Annotated in this window: 20 protein-coding genes; 13 read left to right on the top strand and 7 right to left on the bottom strand. The window is 60.9% G+C overall.

Annotated elements, in window-relative coordinates; all coding sequences use genetic code 11:
* Positions 1-63 precede the first annotated feature (63 nt).
* The 9 genes from AC515T_RS00295 (at position 64) to AC515T_RS00255 (ending at position 10,574) form a co-directional block, all read left to right on the top strand.
* On the top strand, positions 64-1,371 hold the full coding sequence (locus tag AC515T_RS00295; RefSeq protein ID WP_092167797.1) for a CitMHS family transporter: 1,308 nt from the start codon (positions 64-66) through the stop codon (positions 1,369-1,371).
* Between the two features lie 72 nt (positions 1,372-1,443).
* Positions 1,444-2,211 (top strand): TerC family protein, encoded by a 768-nt coding sequence (locus tag AC515T_RS00290; protein ID WP_496530995.1) that lies wholly within the window; start codon positions 1,444-1,446, stop codon positions 2,209-2,211.
* Between the two features lie 349 nt (positions 2,212-2,560).
* The gene (locus AC515T_RS00285; protein ID WP_496530994.1) at positions 2,561-4,219 is read left to right on the top strand and encodes a Na/Pi cotransporter family protein; all 1,659 of its coding nucleotides are present in this window, start codon (positions 2,561-2,563) and stop codon (positions 4,217-4,219) included.
* Between the two features lie 186 nt (positions 4,220-4,405).
* The gene (locus AC515T_RS00280; protein WP_496530993.1) at positions 4,406-5,794 is read left to right on the top strand and encodes a M16 family metallopeptidase; all 1,389 of its coding nucleotides are present in this window, start codon (positions 4,406-4,408) and stop codon (positions 5,792-5,794) included.
* A 184-nt stretch (positions 5,795-5,978) separates the two neighbouring features.
* Positions 5,979-7,004 (top strand): DUF5924 family protein, encoded by a 1,026-nt coding sequence (locus tag AC515T_RS00275; RefSeq protein WP_496530992.1) that lies wholly within the window; start codon positions 5,979-5,981, stop codon positions 7,002-7,004.
* 52 nt (positions 7,005-7,056) lie between these two features.
* Positions 7,057-8,205, top strand: coding sequence for an ABC transporter permease (locus AC515T_RS00270; RefSeq protein ID WP_496530991.1), 1,149 nt, complete (start codon positions 7,057-7,059; stop codon positions 8,203-8,205).
* Positions 8,202-9,005 carry an ABC transporter ATP-binding protein gene (locus AC515T_RS00265; protein WP_496530990.1) on the top strand — a complete coding sequence of 268 codons (804 nt, stop codon included), beginning with the start codon at positions 8,202-8,204 and terminating at the stop codon, positions 9,003-9,005. Before AC515T_RS00270 ends, AC515T_RS00265 begins: the two co-directional genes overlap by 4 nt.
* 1 nt (position 9,006) lies before the next feature.
* Positions 9,007-9,945 carry an MlaD family protein gene (locus AC515T_RS00260; protein WP_496530989.1) on the top strand — a complete coding sequence of 313 codons (939 nt, stop codon included), beginning with the start codon at positions 9,007-9,009 and terminating at the stop codon, positions 9,943-9,945.
* The gene (locus AC515T_RS00255; protein ID WP_496530988.1) at positions 9,942-10,574 is read left to right on the top strand and encodes an ABC-type transport auxiliary lipoprotein family protein; all 633 of its coding nucleotides are present in this window, start codon (positions 9,942-9,944) and stop codon (positions 10,572-10,574) included. The genes AC515T_RS00260 and AC515T_RS00255 overlap by 4 nt, the downstream gene beginning before the upstream one ends.
* A 5-nt stretch (positions 10,575-10,579) precedes the next feature.
* Here AC515T_RS00255 and AC515T_RS00250 read toward each other — a convergent pair whose 3' ends face one another.
* The 5 genes from AC515T_RS00250 to AC515T_RS00230 form a co-directional block, all read right to left on the bottom strand.
* A complete protein-coding gene (locus AC515T_RS00250) occupies positions 10,580-11,809 on the bottom strand; it encodes a nucleoside recognition domain-containing protein (RefSeq protein WP_496530987.1) in 1,230 nt (409 codons plus the stop codon).
* Positions 11,810-12,065: 256 nt separating this feature from the next.
* Complete coding sequence (gltP, locus tag AC515T_RS00245) at positions 12,066-13,397, bottom strand: glutamate/aspartate:proton symporter GltP (protein WP_496530986.1); 1,332 nt, start codon at positions 13,395-13,397, stop codon at positions 12,066-12,068.
* A 700-nt stretch (positions 13,398-14,097) separates the two neighbouring features.
* Entirely contained in the window at positions 14,098-14,562 is a 465-nt protein-coding gene (locus AC515T_RS00240) for an inhibitor of vertebrate lysozyme family protein (protein WP_496530985.1), read from the bottom strand.
* Between the two features lie 2 nt (positions 14,563-14,564).
* Positions 14,565-14,729, bottom strand: coding sequence for a DUF1328 domain-containing protein (locus AC515T_RS00235; protein WP_003177151.1), 165 nt, complete (start codon positions 14,727-14,729; stop codon positions 14,565-14,567).
* Between the two features lie 81 nt (positions 14,730-14,810).
* On the bottom strand, positions 14,811-15,095 hold the full coding sequence (locus AC515T_RS00230; protein ID WP_496530984.1) for a hypothetical protein: 285 nt from the start codon (positions 15,093-15,095) through the stop codon (positions 14,811-14,813).
* A gap of 437 nt (positions 15,096-15,532) precedes the next feature.
* Between AC515T_RS00230 and algB the strand changes: the two genes are divergently transcribed.
* The 4 genes from algB to AC515T_RS00210 all read left to right on the top strand — a co-directional run bounded on the left by algB (position 15,533) and on the right by AC515T_RS00210 (position 20,247).
* Complete coding sequence (gene algB, locus AC515T_RS00225; protein ID WP_053126909.1) at positions 15,533-16,879, top strand: sigma-54-dependent response regulator transcription factor AlgB; 1,347 nt, start codon at positions 15,533-15,535, stop codon at positions 16,877-16,879.
* Positions 16,880-16,889: 10 nt separating this feature from the next.
* Entirely contained in the window at positions 16,890-18,677 is a 1,788-nt protein-coding gene (locus tag AC515T_RS00220; RefSeq protein ID WP_496530983.1) for an ATP-binding protein, read from the top strand.
* A 173-nt stretch (positions 18,678-18,850) separates the two neighbouring features.
* Positions 18,851-19,012, top strand: coding sequence for a hypothetical protein (locus tag AC515T_RS00215; RefSeq protein ID WP_496530982.1), 162 nt, complete (start codon positions 18,851-18,853; stop codon positions 19,010-19,012).
* A gap of 98 nt (positions 19,013-19,110) precedes the next feature.
* Complete coding sequence (locus AC515T_RS00210; protein ID WP_496530981.1) at positions 19,111-20,247, top strand: CgnE/CgnB domain-containing protein; 1,137 nt, start codon at positions 19,111-19,113, stop codon at positions 20,245-20,247.
* 29 nt (positions 20,248-20,276) lie between these two features.
* On the opposite strand, the gene AC515T_RS00205 is transcribed toward AC515T_RS00210, so the two are convergent.
* Both AC515T_RS00205 and AC515T_RS00200 read right to left on the bottom strand, forming a co-directional pair.
* Positions 20,277-21,890, bottom strand: a complete 1,614-nt coding sequence (locus AC515T_RS00205; RefSeq protein ID WP_496533205.1) for an EAL domain-containing protein — start codon at positions 21,888-21,890, stop codon at positions 20,277-20,279.
* Positions 21,891-21,965: 75 nt separating this feature from the next.
* The gene (locus AC515T_RS00200) at positions 21,966-22,745 is read right to left on the bottom strand and encodes an N-acetylmuramoyl-L-alanine amidase (RefSeq protein WP_496530980.1); all 780 of its coding nucleotides are present in this window, start codon (positions 22,743-22,745) and stop codon (positions 21,966-21,968) included.
* Positions 22,746-22,826: the final 81 nt, after the last annotated feature.

The following is a 22,826-nucleotide window of genomic DNA, read 5'->3' as shown; positions in this document are numbered from 1 at the left end:
TGCATTTCGCGCTGACCTGTCCGGTTCGCATTTCATAGCCGCGCCACGCCTGGAGTATTTCCCATGCTGACTTTCCTTGGCTTCGCCATGGTCATCACGTTCATGTTCCTGATCATGACCAAGCGCCTGTCCGCGCTGATCGCCCTGATCATCATCCCGATCCTGTTCGCCCTGTTCGGTGGCTTCGCCCCGAAAATCGGCCCGATGATGCTCGAAGGCATCACCAAGCTCGCCCCGACCGGGGTGATGCTGATGTTCGCGATTCTGTATTTTGCCCTGATGATCGACTCCGGCCTGTTCGACCCGGCCGTGCGCAAGATCCTCAAGCTGGTCAAGGGCGACCCGTTGAAAGTTTCGGTCGGTACCGCCGTTCTGGCGCTTGTCGTTTCCCTTGATGGTGACGGCGCGACCACTTACATGATCTGCGTGGCCGCGATGCTGCCCCTCTACAGCCGCATCGGCATGAGCCCACGTATCATGGCGGGCCTGATCATCCTCGCCGGCGGCGTGATGAACATGACCCCATGGGGCGGCCCGACGGCCCGAGCGGCCAGTGCGCTGCATGTGGACCCGTCCGACATCTTCGTGCCGATGATTCCGGCGATGCTGGCCGGTGTCGTGGCGATCCTGGCGATCGCCTACATGTACGGCAAACGCGAGCGTGCGCGCCTGGGTGAATTGCACCTGGCAGGCGACGAGATCGACCACAGCGAAATCAGTGTGTCCCAGTTCCCGGACGCCCGTCGTCCGAAGCTGATCTGGTTCAACGGCGCCCTGACCCTGGCCCTGATGTGCACCCTGATCGCCGGCCTGTTGCCGTTGCCGGTGCTGTTCATGGTGGCCTTCAGTATCGCGATGATCGTCAACTACCCCTGCCTGCAACAGCAGAAAGACCGCGTCGCGGCGCACGCCGGCAGCGTGTTGGCGGTGGTCGGGCTGATTTTCGCGGCGGGTATCTTCACCGGCATCCTGTCCGGCACCGGCATGGTCGACGCCATGTCCAAGAGCCTGCTGGCGGTGATTCCGGAGTTCCTCGGTCCTTACCTGGCGGTCATCACCGCACTGGTGAGCATGCCGTTCACCTTCTTCATGTCTAACGATGCATTTTATTACGGGGTGTTACCGGTTCTCGCCGAAGCCGCCAGCCACTACGGCATTACCGCCGTTGAAATGGCCCGTGCCTCCATCGTCGGCCAGCCCGTCCACCTGTTGAGCCCACTGGTTCCGTCGACCTACCTGCTGGTAGCCTTGGCCGGGATCGAGTTCGGCGATCACCAGCGCTTCACCCTGAAGTGGGCAGTACTGGTTTGCCTGTGCATAATGTTCGCCGCCTTGCTGATGGGGATTTTTCCGCTGTTCAGCACTCTATAAAAGCAACGCTCGCTGTGCCGTGCCTGTCTGACAAGGCGCGGCACGGCCTAACACTCGCTCAAAGGAACTCACATGGAATGGCTGACCAACCCGGAAATCTGGGTTGCCTTCTTTACCCTGACCGCCCTGGAAATCGTCCTGGGCATCGACAACATCATCATGATCTCGATCCTGGTCAGCCGCATGCCCAAGCACATGCAGGCGCGCACCCGGATCTTCGGCCTGGCGCTGGCCATGATCACGCGGATCCTGTTGCTGCTGTCCATCACCTGGGTCATGCGCCTGACCGCCGATTTGTTCGAAGTGTTCGGCCAGGGCATCTCCGGTCGTGACCTGATCCTGTTCTTCGGCGGCCTGTTCCTGCTGTGGAAAAGCTCCCAGGAGATGTACCACGCGCTGGAAGGCGAAGATGAAACCAACGACGAACCTTCGGGCAAGGGCGGCAACTTCATCTACACCATCATCCAGATCGCGATCATCGACATTGTGTTCTCCCTGGACTCGGTCATTACCGCCGTCGGCATGGTCTCCCATGTGCCGGTGATGGTCGCCGCGATCATCGTCGCTGTGCTGGTGATGATGCTGGCTTCGGGCACCATCAGCACGTTCATCGACAAGCACCCGTCGCTGAAGATGCTGGCGCTGTCGTTCCTGCTGGTGGTCGGTACCGTGCTGATCGCCGAGTCGTTCGACGTGCATGTGCCAAAAGGCTACGTCTACTTCGCCATGGCGTTCTCCCTGGCGGTGGAAGCGGTCAACATCAAGATGCGCACCGCCATGGCGCGCAAGCGCAAGCAGCAGGATCCGGTGAAACTGCGTAAGGATGTTCCGGGCCAGTAAGGGTTGCGGGGCAGTGAATGAAGGGGCTTTCGAGCCCCTTTTTCATGCCTGCAGGAAAGCGGCCGCTCGATCAGCTTGATTGAGCAACTGTGGGAGCGAGCCTGCTCGCGAAAGCGGTCTGTCTGAACCGGTGATGTTGGATGTGCTGCCGCCATCGCGAGCAGGCTCGCTCCCACAGGGTTTCGCGGTGTCTTTTGGCGAAGCGGTTTTTATGACAGTTTTGTTTCAAACGATTCTTTAGCTGTGCAATGCTGGCGCCCGTACCGTTCGCCAACTACAGCTTAAGTACAAGAAAGAAGAATGTGGCATCGTCAATTTGTTCCTTTGGGACGCTAACAGGGGGCCTCTCATGCTGACCCTGCTCAATTTGCTCTCCGCCGTGGCCCTGCTGATCTGGGGCACGCATATCGTGCGTACTGGCATCTTGCGGGTCTATGGCTCGAACCTGCGCCATGTCATTGGCCAGAACATGTCCAGGCGCTGGCTGGCGTTTATCGCAGGGATCATGGTCACGGCCATGGTCCAGAGCAGCAACGCCACGGCCATGCTCGTCACCTCGTTCGTCGGCCAGGGCCTGATGGCGTTGACCCCGGCCCTGGCGACCATGCTGGGCGCCGATGTCGGCACCGCGTTGATGGCACGGGTGCTGACCCTCGACCTGTCGTGGCTGTCGCCGCTGCTGATTTTCCTCGGGGTGATTTTTTTCCTCTCGCGCAAACAGACCCGCGTCGGACAAATGGGCCGGGTCGGCATCGGCCTGGGGCTGATCATCCTGGCCCTGCAATTGATCGTCGAAGCCGCCGCGCCCATCACCCACGCCCAAGGTGTGAAAGTGATCTTCGCCTCGCTGACCGGCGACATCCTGCTCGATGCGCTGGTCGGCGCGCTGTTCGCGATGATCTCCTATTCCAGCCTGGCCGCCGTGCTGCTGACCGCGACATTGGCCGGCGCAGCGGTGATCAGCCTGCCGGTGGCCATCGGCCTGGTGATCGGCGCCAACATCGGCAGCGGCGTATTGGCGTTCCTCAGCACCAGCATGCAAAACAGCGCCGGGCGCCAGGTGGCGCTGGGCAGCTTGTTGTACAAGCTGATCGGCCTGGTGTTGATCATTCCGGTGCTCGATCCGCTGGTGGGCTGGCTGGACGGCCTGGATTTCAGCCCCCAGGAAACGGTGATCGGTTTTCATCTGCTCTATAACACCGTGCGGTGCCTGGTGCTGCTGCCCAGCGTCGCGCCGATGGCCAAGCTCTGTGCCTGGCTGCTGCCGGAACGGCCCGAGACCAACGGCACGGCCAAGCCCCGCCACCTGGACCCCACGGCCCTCGCCACCCCGAGCCTGGCGCTGGCGAACGCCGCCCGGGAAACCTTGCGCATTGGCGACCTGATCGAAAACATGCTCGAAGCCATGCTGGACGTGCTGCGCGGTACGCAAACGGCGGTGACCCAGGATGTACGGCGCATGAGTGATGACGTCGAGGCGCTGTGCAGTGCCATCAAGTTGTACATGGCGCAAATGCCTCGTGAAGACCTCAGCGAACAAGACAGCCGCCGCTGGGCGGAGATCATCGAACTGGCGATCAACCTCAAGCTGGCCAGCGACCTTATCGAGCGCATGTTGCGCAAGGTCCAGCAGCAGAAGACTTCCCAACGCCGCTCCTTTTCCGATGTGGGCCTGGAGGAATTGGCGGGGCTGCACAGCCACTTGATCGCCAACCTGCGGCTGGGGTTGTCGGTATTCCTCAGCGCCGACCGGGAAAGCGCCCGCCAGTTGCTGCGTGAGAAACGTCGCTTTCGGGCGCAGGAACGGCGCATGGCCCATGCCCACGTCAGCCGCCTGCAACGCAAAGTCGTACAAAGTCTGGAGACCAGTTCCCTGCACCTGGAGCTGATCGCCGACATGAGACGCCTCAATTCGCTGTTTTGCGGCAGCGCCTATGTGGTGCTGGAGACGGCCGAGATCGGTGCGCTGGCGGTCGATGAAATTTCCGACATAACCCATTCGCCGTGAACGACTGGCGCATTGGTCAGTCAGTAACAAAGGCTCGGGCCTGAAACCGTTCACCGGCCCGCCTGCTCCCGTTGTCATGAATACCGCATAAATTCGATAGGGGGAGCGAGCCGACTCCGGGCGACACTCCGCCGATGACGGCCTGCCCGGCACCATGGACCCCCACTCAGCCGCCAGGAAGCCCTTATGCGTTGTCTGTTGCTCGCCTTTCTTTTGCTCGGCTCACTGCCCGTGGTTGCCCTGGACCGGTTCCAGGTCGAAGGCTATACGCTGCCCAATGGCATACAACTGATGCTCAAGCCCGGCACCGAGCGCGGGCATGTGGCGATCCGGCTGGTGGTCGGCGTGGGCCTGGACGACTTCAGTTGCGCCGACAAGGAACTGCCGCACCTGCTCGAACACCTGCTGTTCAGCGGCGTCGATGACAGTGGTGAAGGTGGGCTGGAAGAGCGCATGCAGGCCTTGGGTGGCGAGTGGAATGCCTTCACCAGCAACGCCGATACCACGTTCGTCATCGAGGCACCGGCGCGCAATCAGCGCAAGGTGCTGGACCTGCTGCTGGCGCTGTTGACCCGCACCCGTATCGACGAAAAAGCCCTGGAGGCGGCCAAACGAGTGGTGGAACGCGAGGACGGTGGCCACTACACCCACCTGCAACGCTGGCTCGATCACCAGGACCTGGGCCACAAGGCCAGCAACCAATTGGCGGTTGAGTTGGGCCTGCGCTGCGCGGAACGGGCCGAGGTCCAGCGCCATACCCTCGCCCGCCTCGAACAAGTGCGAAAGGACTGGTATGCGCCGAACAACATGACGCTGATCGTGGTCGGCGATCTCGACCGACTGCTGCCTGCCTACCTGGAACGCGCCTTTGGCGAACTCGAGCCGGTGGAGCCCAGTGCCCACGAGGCGTTGCCGCAGATCCGCTACAAGGCGGTCACCAAGCGCAACCTGATCCGTGGCTTGGCTGGCGACAGCGCCAAGCTTCACTGGCTGTTCCCGGAACCGGTGCTGGACGAGCAGCATGACGAAACCTTCGACCTGCTCAAGGATTACCTGGATTGGGCGCTTTATCGCCAGCTGCGCCTGGCCCGCGGCCTGTCCTACGGGCCGTGGACCGAGCGCGAAGTGTTCGGCGGCGTCGGCTTCTTCAGCCTGAACGCCGACCTGTCCCGCGAAGACTTGCCCGAAGCCGAACAGGCGCTCGAAGAACTGCGCAAGACCTTGCACAAGGATGGCCTGGACCCCGCCAGTTTCGTGCGGATCAAACGCGCGGCCATCGCCCATCAGTCCTGGGCGGTTCAAGGCAACAGCGCACTGGCCGATTACTACTGGGGGGCCTTGGGCGACTATGAAGACGGTCGCTTCGCCAACCCGGCCGTGCGCCTGCAGGAGGTGAGCCTGGAACAGGCCAACGTGGCCCTGCGCGAGCTGCTCAAGGACCCGGGTTACCTGCGCATCGAAAAGCCGTTGCTCAGTGATGATGAGCTGGTTTGGGGGCTGGGTGGTTTGCTGGGGTTGTTGCTGGTGGGGATTGGCTGGCGATTGTGTCGCAGGACGCGACCGGAGCCTGGTTGATCCCCCAGTGGGAACGAGCTTGCTCGCGAATGGCTCCCGCCAGGACAACTCAAATCCCGTGGCGAGGGAGCTTGCTCCCTCGCCACAAAAGATCACCACGACACGCGTCGCGAGCCTCGCCACGTCACCGCCTTGGCGATACTCTGTCAGGGATATTTCCTACGACTTACTGTGAAACCACCGAATGCAGAACCTGACGGTCTATGTCCAGCGCATCCTTGAGCTGATGAAGCGCTATCCCGGGGTCATTGCGCTCGGTGGCTTCATCTCCGGGGTCGGCAGTTTCATGCTGGTGGACCGCCAGCAGGGCCTGGCGACCTGGATCGCCATCATGATGCTGGTGAGCTGGCTCTGGCTGATGGTCGAGAACAGCATGACCCGGCTGTTCACGCGGATTTTCAAACGGGAAATCCCCCAGCCGCTGTTGCGCTACGCCACGCAGATGATTCACCAGGAAAGCCTGTTTTTCGTCCTGCCGTTTTTCTTCATCACCACCACCTGGAACAGCAGCCAGCTGCTTTTCACCGGCCTGCTGACGATCGCGGCGCTGATCTCGATCACCGACCCGCTGTACTACAAATGGCTGGCACCCCGGCGCTGGGCGTTCCTGGCGTTGCACACACTGACGCTGTTCGCCGCCCTGCTCACCGCGTTGCCGGTCATCCTGCACCTGACCACCGACCAGAGCTTCAAGCTGGCGCTGGGCATTGCCATGCTGCTGTCGTTTCCCAGCCTGGCCTCGATCTTCCCGATCCGCACCGTACGCAACGCCCTGGCGATCCTCTGCATCACGTTGGGCATTGGTGCCGCCGGCTGGGTACTGCGCTCCTGGGTGCCGCCAGCCACGCTGTGGATGACCGAAGTGGCGATCAGCACCCAACTGGAGGACCGCACGCCGGGCGCCAGCCTCAAGGAAGTCAGCGCCGCCCAGATCCGCGGCAATGGCTTGTACGCCTACACGGCCATCAACGCGCCGCGAGGGCTCGACGAGCGGATTTATCACGTCTGGCAGTTCAACGGCAAAGAAGTCGACCGCATCGCCCTGGACATCCACGGCGGGCGCAAGGAAGGCTATCGCGCCTGGACCCACAAGCAGAACTTCCCGGACGACCCGACAGGCAAATGGCAGGTGCGGGTGCTCACGGAAAACGGCCAGTTGATCGGTGTGCTGCGTTTCGAGGTGAACGCTGCCGTACCCGAGGCAAAATAACGGTGGTCGTGCTATTAGGTAGCGCTGTTCAAGTCGAACGAGCATGGAGCATATGACCCCCGGATCCCACACTGGCACTGCCCGGCTGGACACGTCTCGCTCTCCGGCGCAGCTCTGGGTCGGCGGCGACTGGACGCTGGCCCATTACGCGCAGCTCAAGCGCGTGAGCGAATCCTTGCGCGGCCAATACGACGAAAACACCCTGATCGACCTCAACGGCCTCGGCGCCCTCGACACCGCCGGGGCTTCGTTGCTGGTGGAACTGCTGGGGTCCGAACGGCTGGGCAAGACCGCCGAGCACCCCGATTGCAGCTTGCCGGCCGCCGAGCGAGCGCTGTTGCAGACGGTCTACTGCTCGCTGACGGACTTCTGTGTGCCGGTGAAAGAGCCGCAGGTCAGCGTGATGACCCAGTTGCTGACGCGTATCGGCCGCGCCGTGGACAAAGTCTGGCAAGACACCCTGCAACTGCTGGGTTTTGTCGGCCTGATCCTGGAAACCCTGGCCCGCAACCTGTTTCGCCCCAAGCGCTGGCGCATGACAGCGATGGTCGTTCATATCGAACAGACCGGCCTGGACGCGGCCCCCATCGTCGCCCTGCTGACGTTCCTGGTGGGCGCGGTGGTGGCGTTCCTCGGCGCGACGGTGCTGGCCGATTTTGGCGCCAGCATCTTTACCGTGGACCTGGTGGCGTTCTCGTTCCTGCGCGAATTCGGCGTTTTGCTCACGGCCATCCTCATGGCGGGCCGCACCGCCAGCGCGTTCACCGCGCAGATCGGCTCGATGAAGGCCAATGAAGAAATCGACGCGATCCGCACCCTTGGCCTCGATCCCGTCGAGTTGCTGGTGATTCCACGGGTGCTGGCGCTGTTGGTGGCGCTGCCGATGCTGACCTTCCTGGCCATGCTCTCCGGGATTATTGGTGGCGGTGTGGTCTGCGCTTTGTCGCTGGGTATTTCACCGGCCATGTTCCTGACGCTGTTGCAGTCAGACATCGGCGTGCAGCATTTCGTGGTGGGGATGGTCAAGGCGCCGATCTTTGCCTTCCTGATCGCTGCCGTGGGCTGCCTGGAAGGTTTCAAGGTCAGTGGCAGTGCCGAATCGGTCGGAGCTCACACCACCTCCAGCGTGGTGCAGTCGATTTTCGTGGTGATTGTGCTCGATGCCGTGGCCGCGCTGTTTTTCATGGAGATGAACTGGTGAGCCAACCCTTACGACCGCCCACCGAGGCGGTGATTCAGGTGCGGGGCCTGTGCAATCGCTTTGGCCGCCAGAGCGTGCATGAAAACCTCGATCTGGATGTGTACAAGGGCGAGATTCTCGCCGTGGTCGGCGGCTCCGGCAGCGGCAAATCGGTGCTGCTGCGCAGCATCGTCGGCCTGAATCGGCCCAGCGAGGGTGCTGTGCGGGTGTTCGGCGAGGACTTGCCGAGCCTGCCCCCGGAACAACGTTCGCGGGTGGAACGGCGCTTTGGCGTGTTGTTCCAGAAAGGCGCGCTGTTTTCGTCACTGACCGTGACAGAAAACGTCGCCCTGCCACTGATCGAACACGCCGGGCTCAGCCGGGCCGACGCCGAGCACTTGGCGGCGGTGAAACTGGCGCTGGCCGGGCTGCCACTCTCGGCCGCCGACAAATACCCCGCCTCACTGTCCGGCGGCATGATCAAGCGCGCCGCCCTGGCCCGTGCGCTGGCCCTGGACCCGGACATCCTGTTTCTCGACGAACCCACCGCCGGCCTCGATCCCATCGGCGCGGCGGCGTTCGACCAGTTGATCCTGACACTGCGCGATGCCTTGGGCTTGAGCGTGTTCCTGGTCACCCACGACCTGGACACCCTCTACACCATCACCGATCGGGTGGCGGTACTGGCGCAGAAAAAAGTACTGGTGGCCGATGTCATCGACAAGGTGTCGGAAACCGACGATGCCTGGATTCACGAATACTTCCATGGCCCTCGCGGCCGCGCGGCGTTATCGACCGCTACACCATCCAACGAGGTTTGACATGGAAACCCGAGCCCATCATGTGTTGATCGGCCTGTTCACCGTCATTGTGGTGGCCGGCGCCCTGCTGTTTGGCCTGTGGCTGGCCAAGTCCAACGTGGACAGTGAATTCAAGTATTACGAAGTGGTGTTCAACGAGGCGGTCAGCGGGCTGTCCCGGGGCAGCTCGGTGGAGTACAGCGGGATCAAGGTCGGCGACGTCGTCAATCTGCGCCTGGACCCGAACGACCCGCGCCGGGTGTTGGCACAGGTGCGCTTGAGCGGGGAAACACCGGTCAAGCAAGACACCCAGGCCAAGCTGGCATTGACCGGCATCACCGGCACCTCGATTATCCAGCTCAGTGGCGGCACGCCCCAGAGCCCGGCGCTGACAGGGCACGACGGTGAACCGCCGGTGATCATCGCCGCCCCCTCGCCCATCGCCCGCCTGCTCAACAACAGCGATGACTTGATGACCAGCATCAACCTGTTGCTGCACAACGCCAATGAGGTGTTTTCCTCGGACAACGTCCAAAGCCTGGGCAAGACGCTTGAGCATCTGGAACAAACCACTGGGGTCATTGCCGAGCAGCGCGGCGATATTCGCCAGGCCATGCAGCAACTGGCGTCCATCGGCAAACAGGCCAGCGCCACGCTGGAACAGACCACGGCGTTGATGCGCAACGCCAATGGTTTGCTCAACGACCAGGGCAAACAGGCGTTCGGCAACGCCGGCCAGGCCATGCAGTCCCTGGCTCGCAGCACCGCGACCCTCGACAAACTGTTGAGCGACAACCGCGATTCGTTGAATAACGGCATGCAAGGCCTCAATGCCCTGGCGCCAGCCGTGCGTGAGCTGCGCGAAACCCTGAGTGCCTTGCGGGGGATCTCCCGGCGTCTGGATGCCAACCCCAGCGGCTATTTGCTGGGCAATGACAAGGACAAGGAGTTCACGCCATGAAGCCGTCCAACCGGTTTATCCGCCCTCTTCTCTTGCTGGCAGGATTTGCCCTGGCAGGTGGTTGCTCGATTTTGCCCAAGGCCGAACCTTCGGATGTGTATCGCTTGCCGGCCACCCAGGCCCCGGTATCTGCGGGCACGGCGGTGAGCTGGTCGCTGCGACTGGCCAGCCCCCAGACCAGCGAGGTGCTCAACAGCCCGAAAATCGCGGTGATTCCCCAGGGCAATCTGTTCAGCAGTTACGCCGCCTCGCGCTGGAGCGACCCAGCCCCGGTGCTGTTGCGCAACCGCCTGCTCGATGGTTTTGCCCAGGACGGGCGCGTCAGGCTGTTGAGCGTCGCCGACAGCAACCTGCAAGCGGACCTGGAACTGGGCGGACAACTGCAGGCGTTCCAGACCGAATACCAGGGCACAGCGGCCAGCGTGGTGATTCGCCTGGACGCACTGTTGGTGCGTGGGTTCGACCAACGCATCCTGGCCAGTCGCCGTTTTGAAGTGCGCCAGCCGTTGAGCGATGTGAAAGTGCCGGCGGTTGTGGACGGCTTTGGCCGGGCTGGTGATCGGCTGACCGCCGAAGTGGTGAACTGGACGTTGGAGCAGGGCCAGCGTTTCGCAACGCCGGCGCCCTGAAGGCCTCAGCCAAAGAACCAGTAGCAGACCCCGATCGCCGACAGCACGCCCGCCAGTTCGGCCAGCAACGCGCAGCCCACGGCATGGCGCGCCCGCTGGATGCCCACGGCGCCGAAATAGACCGCCAGCACATAGAACGTGGTCTCGGTACTGCCCTGGATGGTCGCTGCCACCAGGGCCGGGAAGCTGTCCACGCCGGAAGTCTTCATGGTCTCGATCAACATCGCCCGGGCGGCGCTGCCGGAGAACGGCTTGACCATGGCGGTGGGCAAGGCATCGACGAAGCGCGTATCCAGGCCGGCCCACTGCACCAGGTGGCGGATGCCGTCCAGGCCGAAATCCAGCGCCCCCGACGCCCGCAGCACGCCGACGGCGCAGAGCATCGCCACCAGGTACGGCAGCAGGTTCTTGGCAACATCGAACCCTTCTTTCGCGCCTTCGACGAAGGCCTCGTACACCTTCACCTTGCGCAGTGCGCCCACCACCAGGAACAGGATGATCAGGCCAAACAGCGTCAGGTTGCCGAGGATCGATGACAACCCCGCCAGCGCCGTGGCCGAGAGCGTCCCCAGCAGCGCCATGAAGCCACCCAGCGCCAGCGCGCCCGGGATCAGGTAAGCCAGCACCACCGGATCCCACAGGCGCAGGCGCTGCATGAACGCCACGGACAGCAGCCCCATCAGGGTCGAGCCGGTGGTGGCGATCAGGATCGGCAGGAACACCAGGGTCGGGTCCGGCGCGCCTTGTTGGGCGCGGTACATGAAGATGGTCACCGGCAACAGGGTCAGCGACGAGGCGTTGAGTACCAGAAACAGGATCTGTGCATTGCTGGCAATGGTCGGGCTGGGGTTGAGATCTTGCAGGGCGCGCATGGCCTTGAGGCCGATGGGGGTGGCCGCGTTGTCCAGCCCCAAGCCGTTGGCGGCGAAGTTGAGGGTGATCAGGCCGATCGCCGGGTGGCCGGCGGGCACTTCCGGCATCAAGCGCAAGAACAGCGGGCCGAGGGCCTTGGCCAGCCAGTCGACGATGCCGGCCTTTTCGGCGATGCGCAGGAAGCCCAGCCACAGGGTCAAGGTGCCGAACAGCAGGACCATCACCTCCACCGACAGCTTGGCCATGGCGAAAATGCTTTCCACCATGGCCGCGAAGATCCCGGCGTTGCCGCCGATCAGCCACTGCGCCAGAGCCGACACGGCTGCCACGATAAAGAAGCCAAGCCACAGGCCATTGAGCATCGGTTAAATCCCCCGGAAGATGCCGCGAATGATAGCGGGGCTGGCAGAAACGACAAACCCCGGATTGCTCCGGGGTTTGATTGGTACTGTGCAGGTGAGCAATGAACACCCTGTGGGAGCCGAGCTTGCTCGCGATGGCGGTGTGTCAGTCAACATCGATACTGACTGATCCGGCGCTATCGCGAGCAAGCTCGCTCCCACAATGACCGGGGTTGTTCAGGCACTTTGTTGCTGGCCCGAACTCCCCCCCAATGGATCAACGGCTGGAAGTTTCCCCCGCCGGCAGCGGCTCCTTGCTGCGCCAGTGCGGCAGGGAGTTCCAGTAGCGCTGGCCCTTGGCATCGTCGTACATGCCTTCCCAACGGGCGATGACCAACACGGCCAGGGCGTTGCCGATGACGTTCAGCGCGGTACGGGCCATGTCCATGATGCGGTCGACACCGGCGATGAAGGCCAGGCCTTCCAGCGGAATGCCCACGCTGCCCAAGGTGGCCAGAAGCACCACGAACGACACGCCCGGCACGCCGGCGATGCCTTTGGAAGTGACCATCAGGGTCAGCACCAACAGCAGTTGCTGGCTGATGGACAGGTCGATGCCGTACAGCTGAGCGATGAAAATCGCCGCGATGCTCTGGTACAGGGTCGAGCCGTCGAGGTTGAACGAATACCCGGTGGGCACCACGAAGCTGCAGATGGCTTTCGGCGCACCGTAGGCTTCCATCTTCTCGATCACCCGCGGCAGCACGGTTTCGGAACTGGCGGTGGAGTAGGCCAGCACCAGCTCATCCTTGAAGATGCGCATCAGCTTGAGCACCGAGAAGCCGAACAGGCGGGCGATCAGGCCCAGCACCACGAAGGCGAAGAAGGCGATGGCGACGTAAACCAGGATCACCAGTTTCGCCAGCGGCAGCAGGGATGCGAAGCCGAAGTTGGCGACCGTCACCGCGATCAGGGCAAATACACCGATTGGCGCGTACTGCATGATCATGTGGGTGACCTTGAACATGCTTTCCGACACGCCCTGGAACATTTTCACCAACGGCTCGCGCAGGTCCGATTGCAGGCTGGACAGGCCCAGGCCGAACAATACGGAGAAGAAAATGATCGGCAGCATCTCGCCACGAGCGACGGCGGCGAAGATGTTCGACGGGATCAGGTTGAGGATGGTCTGGATGAACGCATGTTCATGTTGGACTTCCGCAGCCGTGGCCTGGTACTTGGAAATATCCACCGTGCCCAGGGTGCTCATGTCGATGCCGCTGCCCGGCTGGAAGATGTTGGCCAGCAGCAGGCCGACGACGATGGCGATGGTGGTGACGATTTCGAAGTAAAGGATGGTCTTGAGGCCGATACGCCCGAGTTTCTTGGCGTCACCGACCCCGGCAATGCCGACGATCAGCGAGGAAATCACGATCGGGATCACGATCATCTTGATCAGACGGATAAAGATGTCGCCCGCCGGTTGCAGCACATTGCTGATCCACCAGGCCTTCTCGGCACTGAAATGGTTGAGCAGCGCGCCCAATGCAATCCCCAGCACCAGACCGATGAGGATCTGCCAGGCGAGGCTTAGTCGTGCCTTCTTCATGTCGTTACCCTTACTTCAGTTGGACTCGGGCAGTGGCGCGAACGGCTCGTCGATGACGAAAAACATTCGCGCCCCTGCCCCCGTATAAGGTCACCCCGAGCGCGCTAGCGGCTTACTGGCAGGCGAAAAAAGGCGCAACTATTGCGATGCCAGGGGGGCTCGTCTAATGCCGTAAACGCCTACCCCATGCCGAATCGGCATGAGATTTTCCAAACGAAAGCCGCGTGACAAGCGGTTCGAATGCGACATTTTTGCAGGCATAAGTGCCGTGAACCGGCCATTTCAGCGTAGCTGGGCTTTTTCTTCCAAACGTGAGGAATCGATGAAACAGCGACGGATCCAGACGCGACCCAAGAGAGAAATCGTCTCGTCATTCTCCGATATACGGTCAGGGAAAGGGCAATAAATTGGCGGGAGGAGACAAAATGCCGCATCGCGGCCTGCTTGCGACGCCAGGTCGAACAACCGCTCTGGCCCACACATTTGCGATCCGAAGCTCGACGCAAGTTCGCCAAGCCGCGAGGGCTTTGCGAACTTGCGTCACAGCTTTTACCTGACCCGGCCCTTTCGCAGGCACTCCTTGTGCCCGTAGGTCACTCCGACGCACATCCGTCAGAACGTCCCGGCCCCCTGGTCATGCATCGGCCCTCCTCGGGCTGTGCAACAGAGAAAAGCAGGGCTGCTTTTCCCCTTTTCAGAATCAGTACCAGTTCGGATCTTTCTTGAGTTGCTCCATTAACAGTTCTTGCATACCTTCATTGGGATTACCGAGGAAACGGTAGTCCGCATGTCGGGTCGGGGGCTTGTCGGCCGGCAGTCCGGCAGGGACTTCCACCAACATGGCATAGGCCTCGTCCTTGTCGAAGCTGAAGGCGACGATCAAGCGCTTGTTGCGACACGTGGCCTGGGTTTCACACAGCGGTCCCACCAGGTATTTGTCGCCGTCTTCCTCGACTGCATTCATCTGCTGCGAATCGCCTGACAGGTTCAACACCCAATCGGGCAGGCGTTCTTCTTTTTTGACGACGTGCTGCCAGGTCTCGCGGTATTGCGGGTCCGCCTCCAGCAACTGATTGACGCGCATCTGTCCGTCATTGGCAGCCATTGCCATGGCACTGCCGCCCAACAACAGGGCGGCGGCCAGTCCTTTTAAGGAAACGCTCATGGTCAGCCTCGGCCACGACGGCCAAAGAAGAAGGAAGCGATGAACATCACCAGGAACACGACAAAGAGAATCTTGGCGATGCCCGTGGCGGTGCCTGCGATACCACCGAAGCCCAGTACGGCGGCGATGATGGCAATGATCAGGAAGGTAATTGCCCAGCTCAACATGGTGATTCTCCTTACGCTTTTCTATTTAGTTAGGGTCTGGCGGTGATGGTTCCGGCGCAGTGGACGACCGGTACATCGGGGTTAAAACACCCAGCGCTCTTCACGCGTCATGTCGGCCACTGGCTGAGCCTGATCGACATCCATCATGCGCATGGAAGCGGAAGCTTCTGCGGCGCTGACGGCGCTGAAATGGGTTTGTGGGGCACGTTGAATCGTCACCTGTGGCGCTTCTGGCTGTTGACGTTCATGCCAGAGCAACCATTGCTGGCCAATCACGAGCGTGATCAGCAATGCCAGAGCAGCCCATAAGCCCTGCTGGATCTTCAAGGAAGAGAGTCGAAACTGGGCGGCACATTGACGATTCATCCTGAAATTCCTCCCCACCCGGGTGTGGTGATCTGGTTGAGGCGCTCTCACGCCACGTTGACCAGAGCAGTGCAGCCGGCGTGCCAGGATTTTTTAAGAGTTAAATCTCTTTAAAATCAAATAGTTAGCAAATGGCTAAGGGAGCTGTGGGACGCATCCTGCACGATGACCCGTGCGAACGTCGTGCGTATTGCACGAACGGAAGGGAAAAGGCGTAAGGTGGTTCTGAAGTTTCCTGTCAGACGCAGCCGTCGGAATCAGCGATATGAACCGTCCGCCCCGGACAAATCACAAAAAAAGGAACTCAAATCAGTCTTTTAGGAGTCAGACGTCCACAGAGGCAAGTTCGGTGGGTAATATCCCCTCAGAATCGACCATGCAACTTGCCCGATTTTTCTGACACTAACCAACATCATTCATTAAGGAGCGTAGGAAAAATGGAATCCGCCACTGAGCACCAAGGCCGCATTCTGCTGGTAGACGATGAGTCCGCCATCCTGCGTACGTTCCGTTACTGCCTGGAAGACGAAGGCTATACCGTCGCCACTGCCAACAGCGCCGCCCAGGCCGACACACTGCTGCAACGCCAGGTGTTCGACCTGTGCTTTCTCGACCTGCGCCTGGGGGAAGACAACGGCCTGGATGTCCTGGCACAAATGCGCATCCAGGCGCCTTGGATGCGGGTGGTGATCGTCACTGCTCACTCGGCGGTCGATACCGCAGTCGATGCGATCCAGGCCGGGGCGGCCGACTACCTGGTCAAGCCTTGCAGCCCGGATCAACTGCGCCTGGCCACCGCCAAGCAATTGGAAGTGCGCCAGCTGTCGGCAAGGCTCGAAGCCCTGGAAGGGGAAGTGCGCAAACCCAAGGACGGCCTCGATTCCCACAGCCCGGCGATGAAAGTCGTCCTGGAGACCGCGCGCCAGGTTGCCAGCACCGACGCCAACATCCTGATCCTCGGCGAATCCGGTACCGGTAAAGGCGAGTTGGCCCGGGCGATCCATGGCTGGAGCAAGCGCGCGAAAAAGTCCTGCGTCACCATCAATTGCCCGTCGCTGACCGCCGAATTGATGGAAAGCGAATTGTTCGGCCACAGCCGTGGAGCCTTTACCGGCGCCAGCGAAAGTACCCTGGGGCGGGTCAACCAGGCCGACGGTGGCACGCTGTTTCTCGACGAGATCGGCGATTTTCCCCTGACGTTGCAACCCAAGTTGTTGCGCTTCATCCAGGACAAGGAATATGAGCGGGTAGGGGATCCGGTCACCCGTCGCGCCGATGTGCGGATTCTCGCCGCGACCAACCTCAACCTCGAAGACATGGTGCGCGACGGGCGTTTTCGCGAAGACCTGCTGTATCGCCTGAACGTCATCACCCTGCACCTGCCGCCGCTGCGTGAGCGCGCCGAAGACATCCTGACCCTGGCCGACCGCTTCCTGGCCCGTTTCGTCAAGGAATACGCGCGCCCGGCCCGGGGCTTCAGCGACGAGGCCCGCGAAGCGCTGCTGGGCTACCGATGGCCCGGCAACATCCGCGAACTGCGCAACGTGGTCGAGCGCGCCAGCATCATCTGCCCGCAGGAAAAAGTCGAAATCAGTCACCTGGGCATGGCCGAGCAGCCGGTCAACAATGCGCCGCGCATCGGTGCCGCGTTGAGCCTCGACGAACTGGAAAAAGCTCACATCGGCGCGGTGCTGGCCACGGCTGACACCCTCGACCAGGCGGCCAAGACGCTGGGTATCGATGCCTCCACGCTCTATCGCAAACGCAAGCAGTACAACCTGTGAGCGACACCTTATGAAACTGGCGATGAAGCTGCGCACACGGCTGTTTCTCAGTATCTCGGCCCTTATTACCGTGGCATTGCTGGGGCTGGTGCTGGGCTTGGTCAGCGTGATGCAAATGGCCAATACCCAGGAACAATCGGTACGCGACAACTTCGTCCTGCTGGACTTGGGCCTCAAGCTGCGCCAGACCCTCGGCGATCAGTTGATGATCATGCTCGACGACAACCCCAACCTGGCTGCGTTGGAGGAGTCCAAGCGACAGTATTTCGATTTGCTCGAAGAGGGCATCGCCCACGAACAAGGGCAAGCCGATTTGGTGGACAACTTCAGCAAGGCCAAAGCCGACTACATCAGTTTTCTTGACGCCTTCGCGGCCTCTCGCCAGCAACCCTCTCTCACCGGACTTCAGGGCCTCACCGAAAAATTCAACGTATTGCGCACCGGTCTGATCGAAGGATACCGGCACGCCTTGAACAACATCAGCGTAACCCAGGACCGCGCCCGCGAACGTGCGATGTGGATTTCCGGACTGCTGGGGCTGGTGGGGCTGGCGGTGCTGATCATCGGCTTTATCACGGCCCATGGCATTGCCCGGCGTTTCGGCGAGCCGATCGAGGCACTGGTCGCGGCGGCGGATGACATCGGCCAGGGCAATTTCGAGGTCACGCTGCCCATTTCTTCCGCCGCCGAGTTGAATTTACTGACCCGTCGTTTCGGGGTCATGGCCCAGGCACTGCGCGAGCATCAAGCCACCAATGTCGATGAACTGCTCGCCGGCCAGCAACGTTTGCAAGCGGTGCTCGACAGCATCGACGACGGCTTGCTGATGATCGATCGCCAAGGCCAGCTGGAGCACCTCAACCCGGTGGCCCAGCGTCAATTGGGCTGGGATGAGGCACGCCTGGGCCAAGGGCTCGGCGAGGCGCTGGGCCGCCTGGAACTGGATGAAGAACTGCACCTGGTGCTGCGCGGGGGAACCCTGGAACGTGCGCCGGAAGACCTGAGCATCGAGGTCGACGGCGAGTCGCGGGTGCTGACCTACAGCCTTACGCCGGTCAGCCACACCCAAGGCCACATCCTCGGCGCGGTCATGGTGCTGCATGACGTCACCGAACAGCGCGCCTTCGAACGGGTGCGCAGCGAGTTCGTCCTGCGGGCCTCCCATGAACTGCGTACCCCGGTGACGGGCATGCACATGGCATTCGGCCTGTTGCAGGAGCGCCTGCATTTTCCAGAGGAGTCGCGCGAGGCGGACCTGCTCAACACCGTCACGGAAGAAATGCAGCGGCTGATGCAGTTGATCAATGACCTGCTGAATTTCTCTCGCTACCAGAACGGCCTGCAAAAGCTGACCCTCGCGCCTTGTTCCATCGACGACCTGTTGGAAGAGGCCCGATTGCGGTTCGCCGAGCAGGCCCAAGCCAAGGGTATCGAGCTGCTCGTGGCGATCCAGGGGCCGCTGCCGCGGCTGCATGCCGACGCTGCGCAACTGGATCGGGTGCTCGATAACCTGATCGACAACGCTATGCGCCACACCGGCGAAGACGGCCAGATCCGCTTGCAGGCCCGGCGCCACGGCGAGCGGGTGATCATCAGTGTCGAGGACAACGGTGAAGGCATTGCCTACGGCCAACAGGGACGGATCTTCGAACCTTTCGTCCAGGTCGGACGCAAGAAGGGCGGCGCCGGCCTCGGCCTGGCCCTGTGCAAGGAGATCGTCCAGCTCCACGGCGGACGCATGGGCGTTTATTCAAGGCCGGGGCAGGGCACGCAGTTCTACATGGCGCTGACGGTCTGAGCGCCGAACCAGCCACAAGAGCAACTCTTGTTATTCCAAAACACACTAACTCACTGTTAGTTCTAACAGTAGCCAAGTGTGCAACTCGTCATTAGATTTTAATTTCAGTGATGATGTATATGCTGAGGGCCCTTACGATAACGTTCCATGATTTTAGTCTGGAGATTATTAACATGAACAAAGAACCGCAAAAAACCCCTCTTCCAGAGCATCTTCAGAAAGAACTGATGGTCATTCTGAACAAATTAAAAAAAGAGGAAAAAGGCAAGTTTCGTTCTGACCAGCCCTATACCCTCGAGATTAGCCCTGAAGGAAAAATAACCTATATCCCTTGACTCCGCGAACACTCCGTGCAGTGATTTCATTTAAAATAATCCCTGCACGGAGATCGGATTGTCAGGTTGTTTACCTTGCATCGATAGGGGTCAGAACCATGAACGCTATCAAGACGGATACGTTGGATAACCTCGATCAAGCGGCATGGGATGGTATTCAGTCGCTGATTGATAATTACGCCCATATCACTCAGGAGGACAACGTCGTTCTTGCCTATACCCTGGATGTACGGGAGCCTGCGGCGTGGGTCGCTCTCGCCTTGGAATTGCGCGGCGTATCCACCACGCTGATACCGATGTTACCGTTGCGAGATCCCGATTTTTGTCAGCGCCTGTCGACATCGATTGCGCCTTATCGTGAAACGCACCGCCGTTGTGTTGTCGTGCTGTTTGAGCGAGACACGGTTTCACATGACGAGATCTTACAGCAGACATTCATGAATTATGCTTTCGACTGTTATCTCGTGGTGCGTGCTCTCAATGCAAGCCGCCACCTGTTTGCCAACGGCCTGAAGGTTAAACCAGAAGAACATGCCGCCAAGAACGCTGCCATCTTTGAACATTGCCGGGATAGTTCGTCTCTGACCATTACGACACCGGGCGGCACTGAACTCGAAGTCGGCTTGGATCTTTCCAGGTTCAGATGGCTAAGCATGAGTGGAATTATCTATTCAGGAAAAGCACTTGTCCTGCCAAGTGGTGAGATCGCTACCTACCCTGTGACTGTTTCTGGCCGACTGGTCGCTGACTTTGCACTGCAAGCGAATTTCCGCATTATCGATGATATCCGATTGAACACTACTCCCCTCACCCTCGATATAAAGAACAGCGAAGTCGTTGATTTTTCCTGCGCGCGCCCGGAAATCATGCGCATTCTGGACAAAGCTTTTACCTATGAGAATGCTCGCCGGGTCGGCGAACTTGGCTTTGGCACCAATACGCAGGTGGAAATTCCAGCCGCCGACAACTGCCTTCTGAATGAACGATGCCCCGGAGTGCACCTTGGTTTTGGGAATCACAACCAAGCCATCGGTGATGTGGGCTTCGAGTGCGAAACTCACGTTGACCTTATTGCCCGGGGTGGACTTATCCGTGCGAATGCGTCGGGAAAATATATTGATCTCGCCGACATCCAACCTTCATCCAACTGGCGCTCTCTTCATCTTGGCCGCGGGCATGAGGACGTTCTTTCCCCTCCACTGACAGATGCGGATTGCTGTGCAGCTCGCTTCTAGCGAACACTACAGCTCATTGGCGCCAGCGCTCAGGCTTCATCATCGAGCCGACGTCCACGCAGGCGTCGGCCACGGGTAATCAATTCGATGAGCTGCACCGCGCTGAGGGCATGGGCGAACAGCCAGCCCTGGCCGAACCTCACCCCTTCGCTGCTCAAGTAGGAGGCCTGGGCTTCATGCTCGATGCCTTCGGCGATCACCTTGAGCTGCAACGCGTGGGCCATACGGATGATGTGCGGAGCCACACCGCTGCTGGCGGCATCGTGCCCCAAGGCATCAATGAAGGCCTTGTCGATTTTCAGGCAGTCCACCGGCAGGGTTTGCAGGTAGGCCAAGCTGCAATAACCCGTGCCGAAATCGTCGATCAGCACCTGATGCCCAACGTCACGCAGCGATTGCAGGTTATCTCGAGCGACCAACACATCGATCAGCCCGCGCTCGGTCACTTCGAAGGCAATTTGACGCGCCGAGACCCGATGCAACGCCAGCAGGCGCGCGATCACTTCGCCAATACGCGGCACCATCACATCGCAGGCCGCCAGGTTCACAGAGATATACAATTGCGGATTGGCCCGCAGCAGCTGGCCCAACTGATCGAACAACCGCTGCAGCACGAAATCGGTGATCTGGCGGATCTGCCCGGTATTTTCGGCCATCGGGATAAACAAGTCCGGGCTGGTCAGGGTGCCGTCCGGTCGTCGCCAGCGCAGCAAGGCTTCGGCACCGACGCAGTTGCGGCTGTCCAGGTCGAAAATCGGCTGGTACAGCACCTGCAACTCACCGCGCCGGATGGCCCCGTGCAGCTCGGCGTCCATGGACTGGCGATGGCGCGCCAGCAGAAACACCTGGAAACCAATCCCCAGGCCCAGCACCAGGCTGATGGGCAGCATCCACCAGGCATAGGCCGGAACCTTGAAAGCATTGCGCTGGGCGATCAGCACCAGTTGATATTCCGGGCTGTCGGTGGGCATCCGATAGATCAACCGGGTCGGCGTTATCTGCAAGGCGTTGTGGCTTTTCGGCGGCCAAGGCTCCGTGGGCGGCCAGTATTGCTGGGTGCCCAACACGGGAATGGCCCGCGTGCCGTGATCCAGGACCACCAGCAGGCTGCTGCCCGAGGGCAGGTCGACCACGTCGGCCAGATGCCCGCGGGAGGTGGCAACGCGGAAATTGCCACGGCCCAGCATCAGCGCCGCGCGGTCTTCGTTGGGTTCGGTGGTGGTATTGAGCCAGTAACTGTAGGTCGGGCCCCGCAGGTCGGGCGGGCGGGTCACCGACAATCCGCTCTGGCGCGGACGGTTGGAACAGACACCGCTGCCGTCGATGTACACCGCTTCATAAACGAAGCGGTAATTGAAGCTGACCTCTCGCAAGGTCGCGATCATGTCATCGTCGCAACCGCGCAACGGCTGGTTTTGCAAATCGTCGAGGCTTTCACGCAATTGCCCGAAGAGCTGTTCCAGCCGCAGCAGAAAGCGCTCGCCCTGGGCATTCATCTGATCGCTTTCACGCTGCTGGATCTGCTGCACGACCACGAACAGACTGCCCGCCAGCAGCAGGACGGTACTCAGGGCAGCCGCCATCATCGCCAGGAACAGGGGGCGATGGAGCCAGCTCTGTAGGGTTTCGCGGGCAGCCGTCATCATGGGTAATCCGAAAGTTACCAATGAGTTATAGCTTCTGATTTGGATTTGGCCCGATTCGTCGGACGGGCGTCATTATTTTGTCTGGTTGAGCACCTGCAGAATCGCCGCGCTTTGCGCGTCCGGCGTGCCATCGAAACGGGTCGGTCGATAGTGCATTTGGAAGGCGGCCAGCACATGGTGAGTGGCCACGTCCCATTCGCCGGTCTGCGGTGTCGGGTAGCCCAGGCGGGCCAGCTCGGCCTGGAACCAACTGGCAGGCGGCAATTGCGCGGCGAAGAGCACCTGCTGGCGTGCCACGGCCTGTTCATCCGGCCACACCCCCAAGCCCGCTTGCGCCAGGCGCTTCCAAGGGAACAGCGGCCCCGGATCGAGCTTGCGCAGGGGCGCGATGTCGCTATGGCCGATGATGCTGCGCGGGTTGATCCCGTTGCGCTGGATGATGTCCTTGAGCAAGACGGTCAAGGCCTGGACCTGGGCTTCGCTGTAGGGATACCAGAGGCGCCCGGTGGGCGTGTCGACGAAACCCGGATTGACGATTTCGATGCCAATGGAACTGGAGTTGAGCCAGGTCCGGCCTTCCCATTCGCTTTCCCCGGCGTGCCAGGCGCGTCGGCTTTCATCCACCAACTTGTAGATGGTCGCGTCTTTATCGTCGCCAATCAGGTAATGGGCACTGACTTCGCCATGGGTCAGCAGGGCCAGTGAACGCTCCAGAGACGCCGAGGTGTAATGCACCACCACGAATTGGATGCGGTTGTCGTGGTTGACGGAAGGGTGGCTGGTGTCGAACCGAGGACCGCTGGTGCAGCCGGCCAGGATAAATAAAGAAACAATGAGCGAAAGGAATTTCATGGCGGAAGGCATTACGCGCTGGAAGTAATGCAACAGTGTAACGTATCACCCCGCGATGATCCGTCGCGCGGGACGATATTA

This window comes from Pseudomonas sp. FSO-7 (assembly GCF_059579345.1).
The sequence above is the reverse complement of the archived record's forward strand: the minus strand, read 5'-3'. Positions and strand labels throughout refer to the sequence as shown.

Excerpts from the sequence above, each read along its gene's own strand:
- AC515T_RS00230 (WP_496530984.1), bottom strand. The coding sequence starts at position 15,095 with ATGAATCGTCAATGTGCCGCCCAGTTTCGACTCTCTTCCTTGAAGATC.
- AC515T_RS00255 (WP_496530988.1), top strand. The coding sequence starts at position 9,942 with ATGAAGCCGTCCAACCGGTTTATCCGCCCTCTTCTCTTGCTGGCAGGA.
- AC515T_RS00240 (WP_496530985.1), bottom strand. The coding sequence starts at position 14,562 with ATGAGCGTTTCCTTAAAAGGACTGGCCGCCGCCCTGTTGTTGGGCGGC.
- AC515T_RS00280 (WP_496530993.1), top strand. The coding sequence starts at position 4,406 with ATGCGTTGTCTGTTGCTCGCCTTTCTTTTGCTCGGCTCACTGCCCGTG.
- AC515T_RS00290 (WP_496530995.1), top strand. The coding sequence starts at position 1,444 with ATGGAATGGCTGACCAACCCGGAAATCTGGGTTGCCTTCTTTACCCTG.
- AC515T_RS00275 (WP_496530992.1), top strand. The coding sequence starts at position 5,979 with ATGCAGAACCTGACGGTCTATGTCCAGCGCATCCTTGAGCTGATGAAG.
- AC515T_RS00250 (WP_496530987.1), bottom strand. The coding sequence starts at position 11,809 with ATGCTCAATGGCCTGTGGCTTGGCTTCTTTATCGTGGCAGCCGTGTCG.
- AC515T_RS00295 (WP_092167797.1), top strand. The coding sequence starts at position 64 with ATGCTGACTTTCCTTGGCTTCGCCATGGTCATCACGTTCATGTTCCTG.
- AC515T_RS00210 (WP_496530981.1), top strand. The coding sequence starts at position 19,111 with ATGAACGCTATCAAGACGGATACGTTGGATAACCTCGATCAAGCGGCA.
- AC515T_RS00205 (WP_496533205.1), bottom strand. The coding sequence starts at position 21,890 with ATGACGGCTGCCCGCGAAACCCTACAGAGCTGGCTCCATCGCCCCCTG.
- AC515T_RS00220 (WP_496530983.1), top strand. The coding sequence starts at position 16,890 with ATGAAACTGGCGATGAAGCTGCGCACACGGCTGTTTCTCAGTATCTCG.
- algB (WP_053126909.1), top strand. The coding sequence starts at position 15,533 with ATGGAATCCGCCACTGAGCACCAAGGCCGCATTCTGCTGGTAGACGAT.
- AC515T_RS00235 (WP_003177151.1), bottom strand. The coding sequence starts at position 14,729 with ATGTTGAGCTGGGCAATTACCTTCCTGATCATTGCCATCATCGCCGCC.
- AC515T_RS00260 (WP_496530989.1), top strand. The coding sequence starts at position 9,007 with ATGGAAACCCGAGCCCATCATGTGTTGATCGGCCTGTTCACCGTCATT.
- AC515T_RS00285 (WP_496530994.1), top strand. The coding sequence starts at position 2,561 with ATGCTGACCCTGCTCAATTTGCTCTCCGCCGTGGCCCTGCTGATCTGG.
- gltP (WP_496530986.1), bottom strand. The coding sequence starts at position 13,397 with ATGAAGAAGGCACGACTAAGCCTCGCCTGGCAGATCCTCATCGGTCTG.
- AC515T_RS00215 (WP_496530982.1), top strand. The coding sequence starts at position 18,851 with ATGAACAAAGAACCGCAAAAAACCCCTCTTCCAGAGCATCTTCAGAAA.
- AC515T_RS00200 (WP_496530980.1), bottom strand. The coding sequence starts at position 22,745 with ATGAAATTCCTTTCGCTCATTGTTTCTTTATTTATCCTGGCCGGCTGC.
- AC515T_RS00270 (WP_496530991.1), top strand. The coding sequence starts at position 7,057 with ATGACCCCCGGATCCCACACTGGCACTGCCCGGCTGGACACGTCTCGC.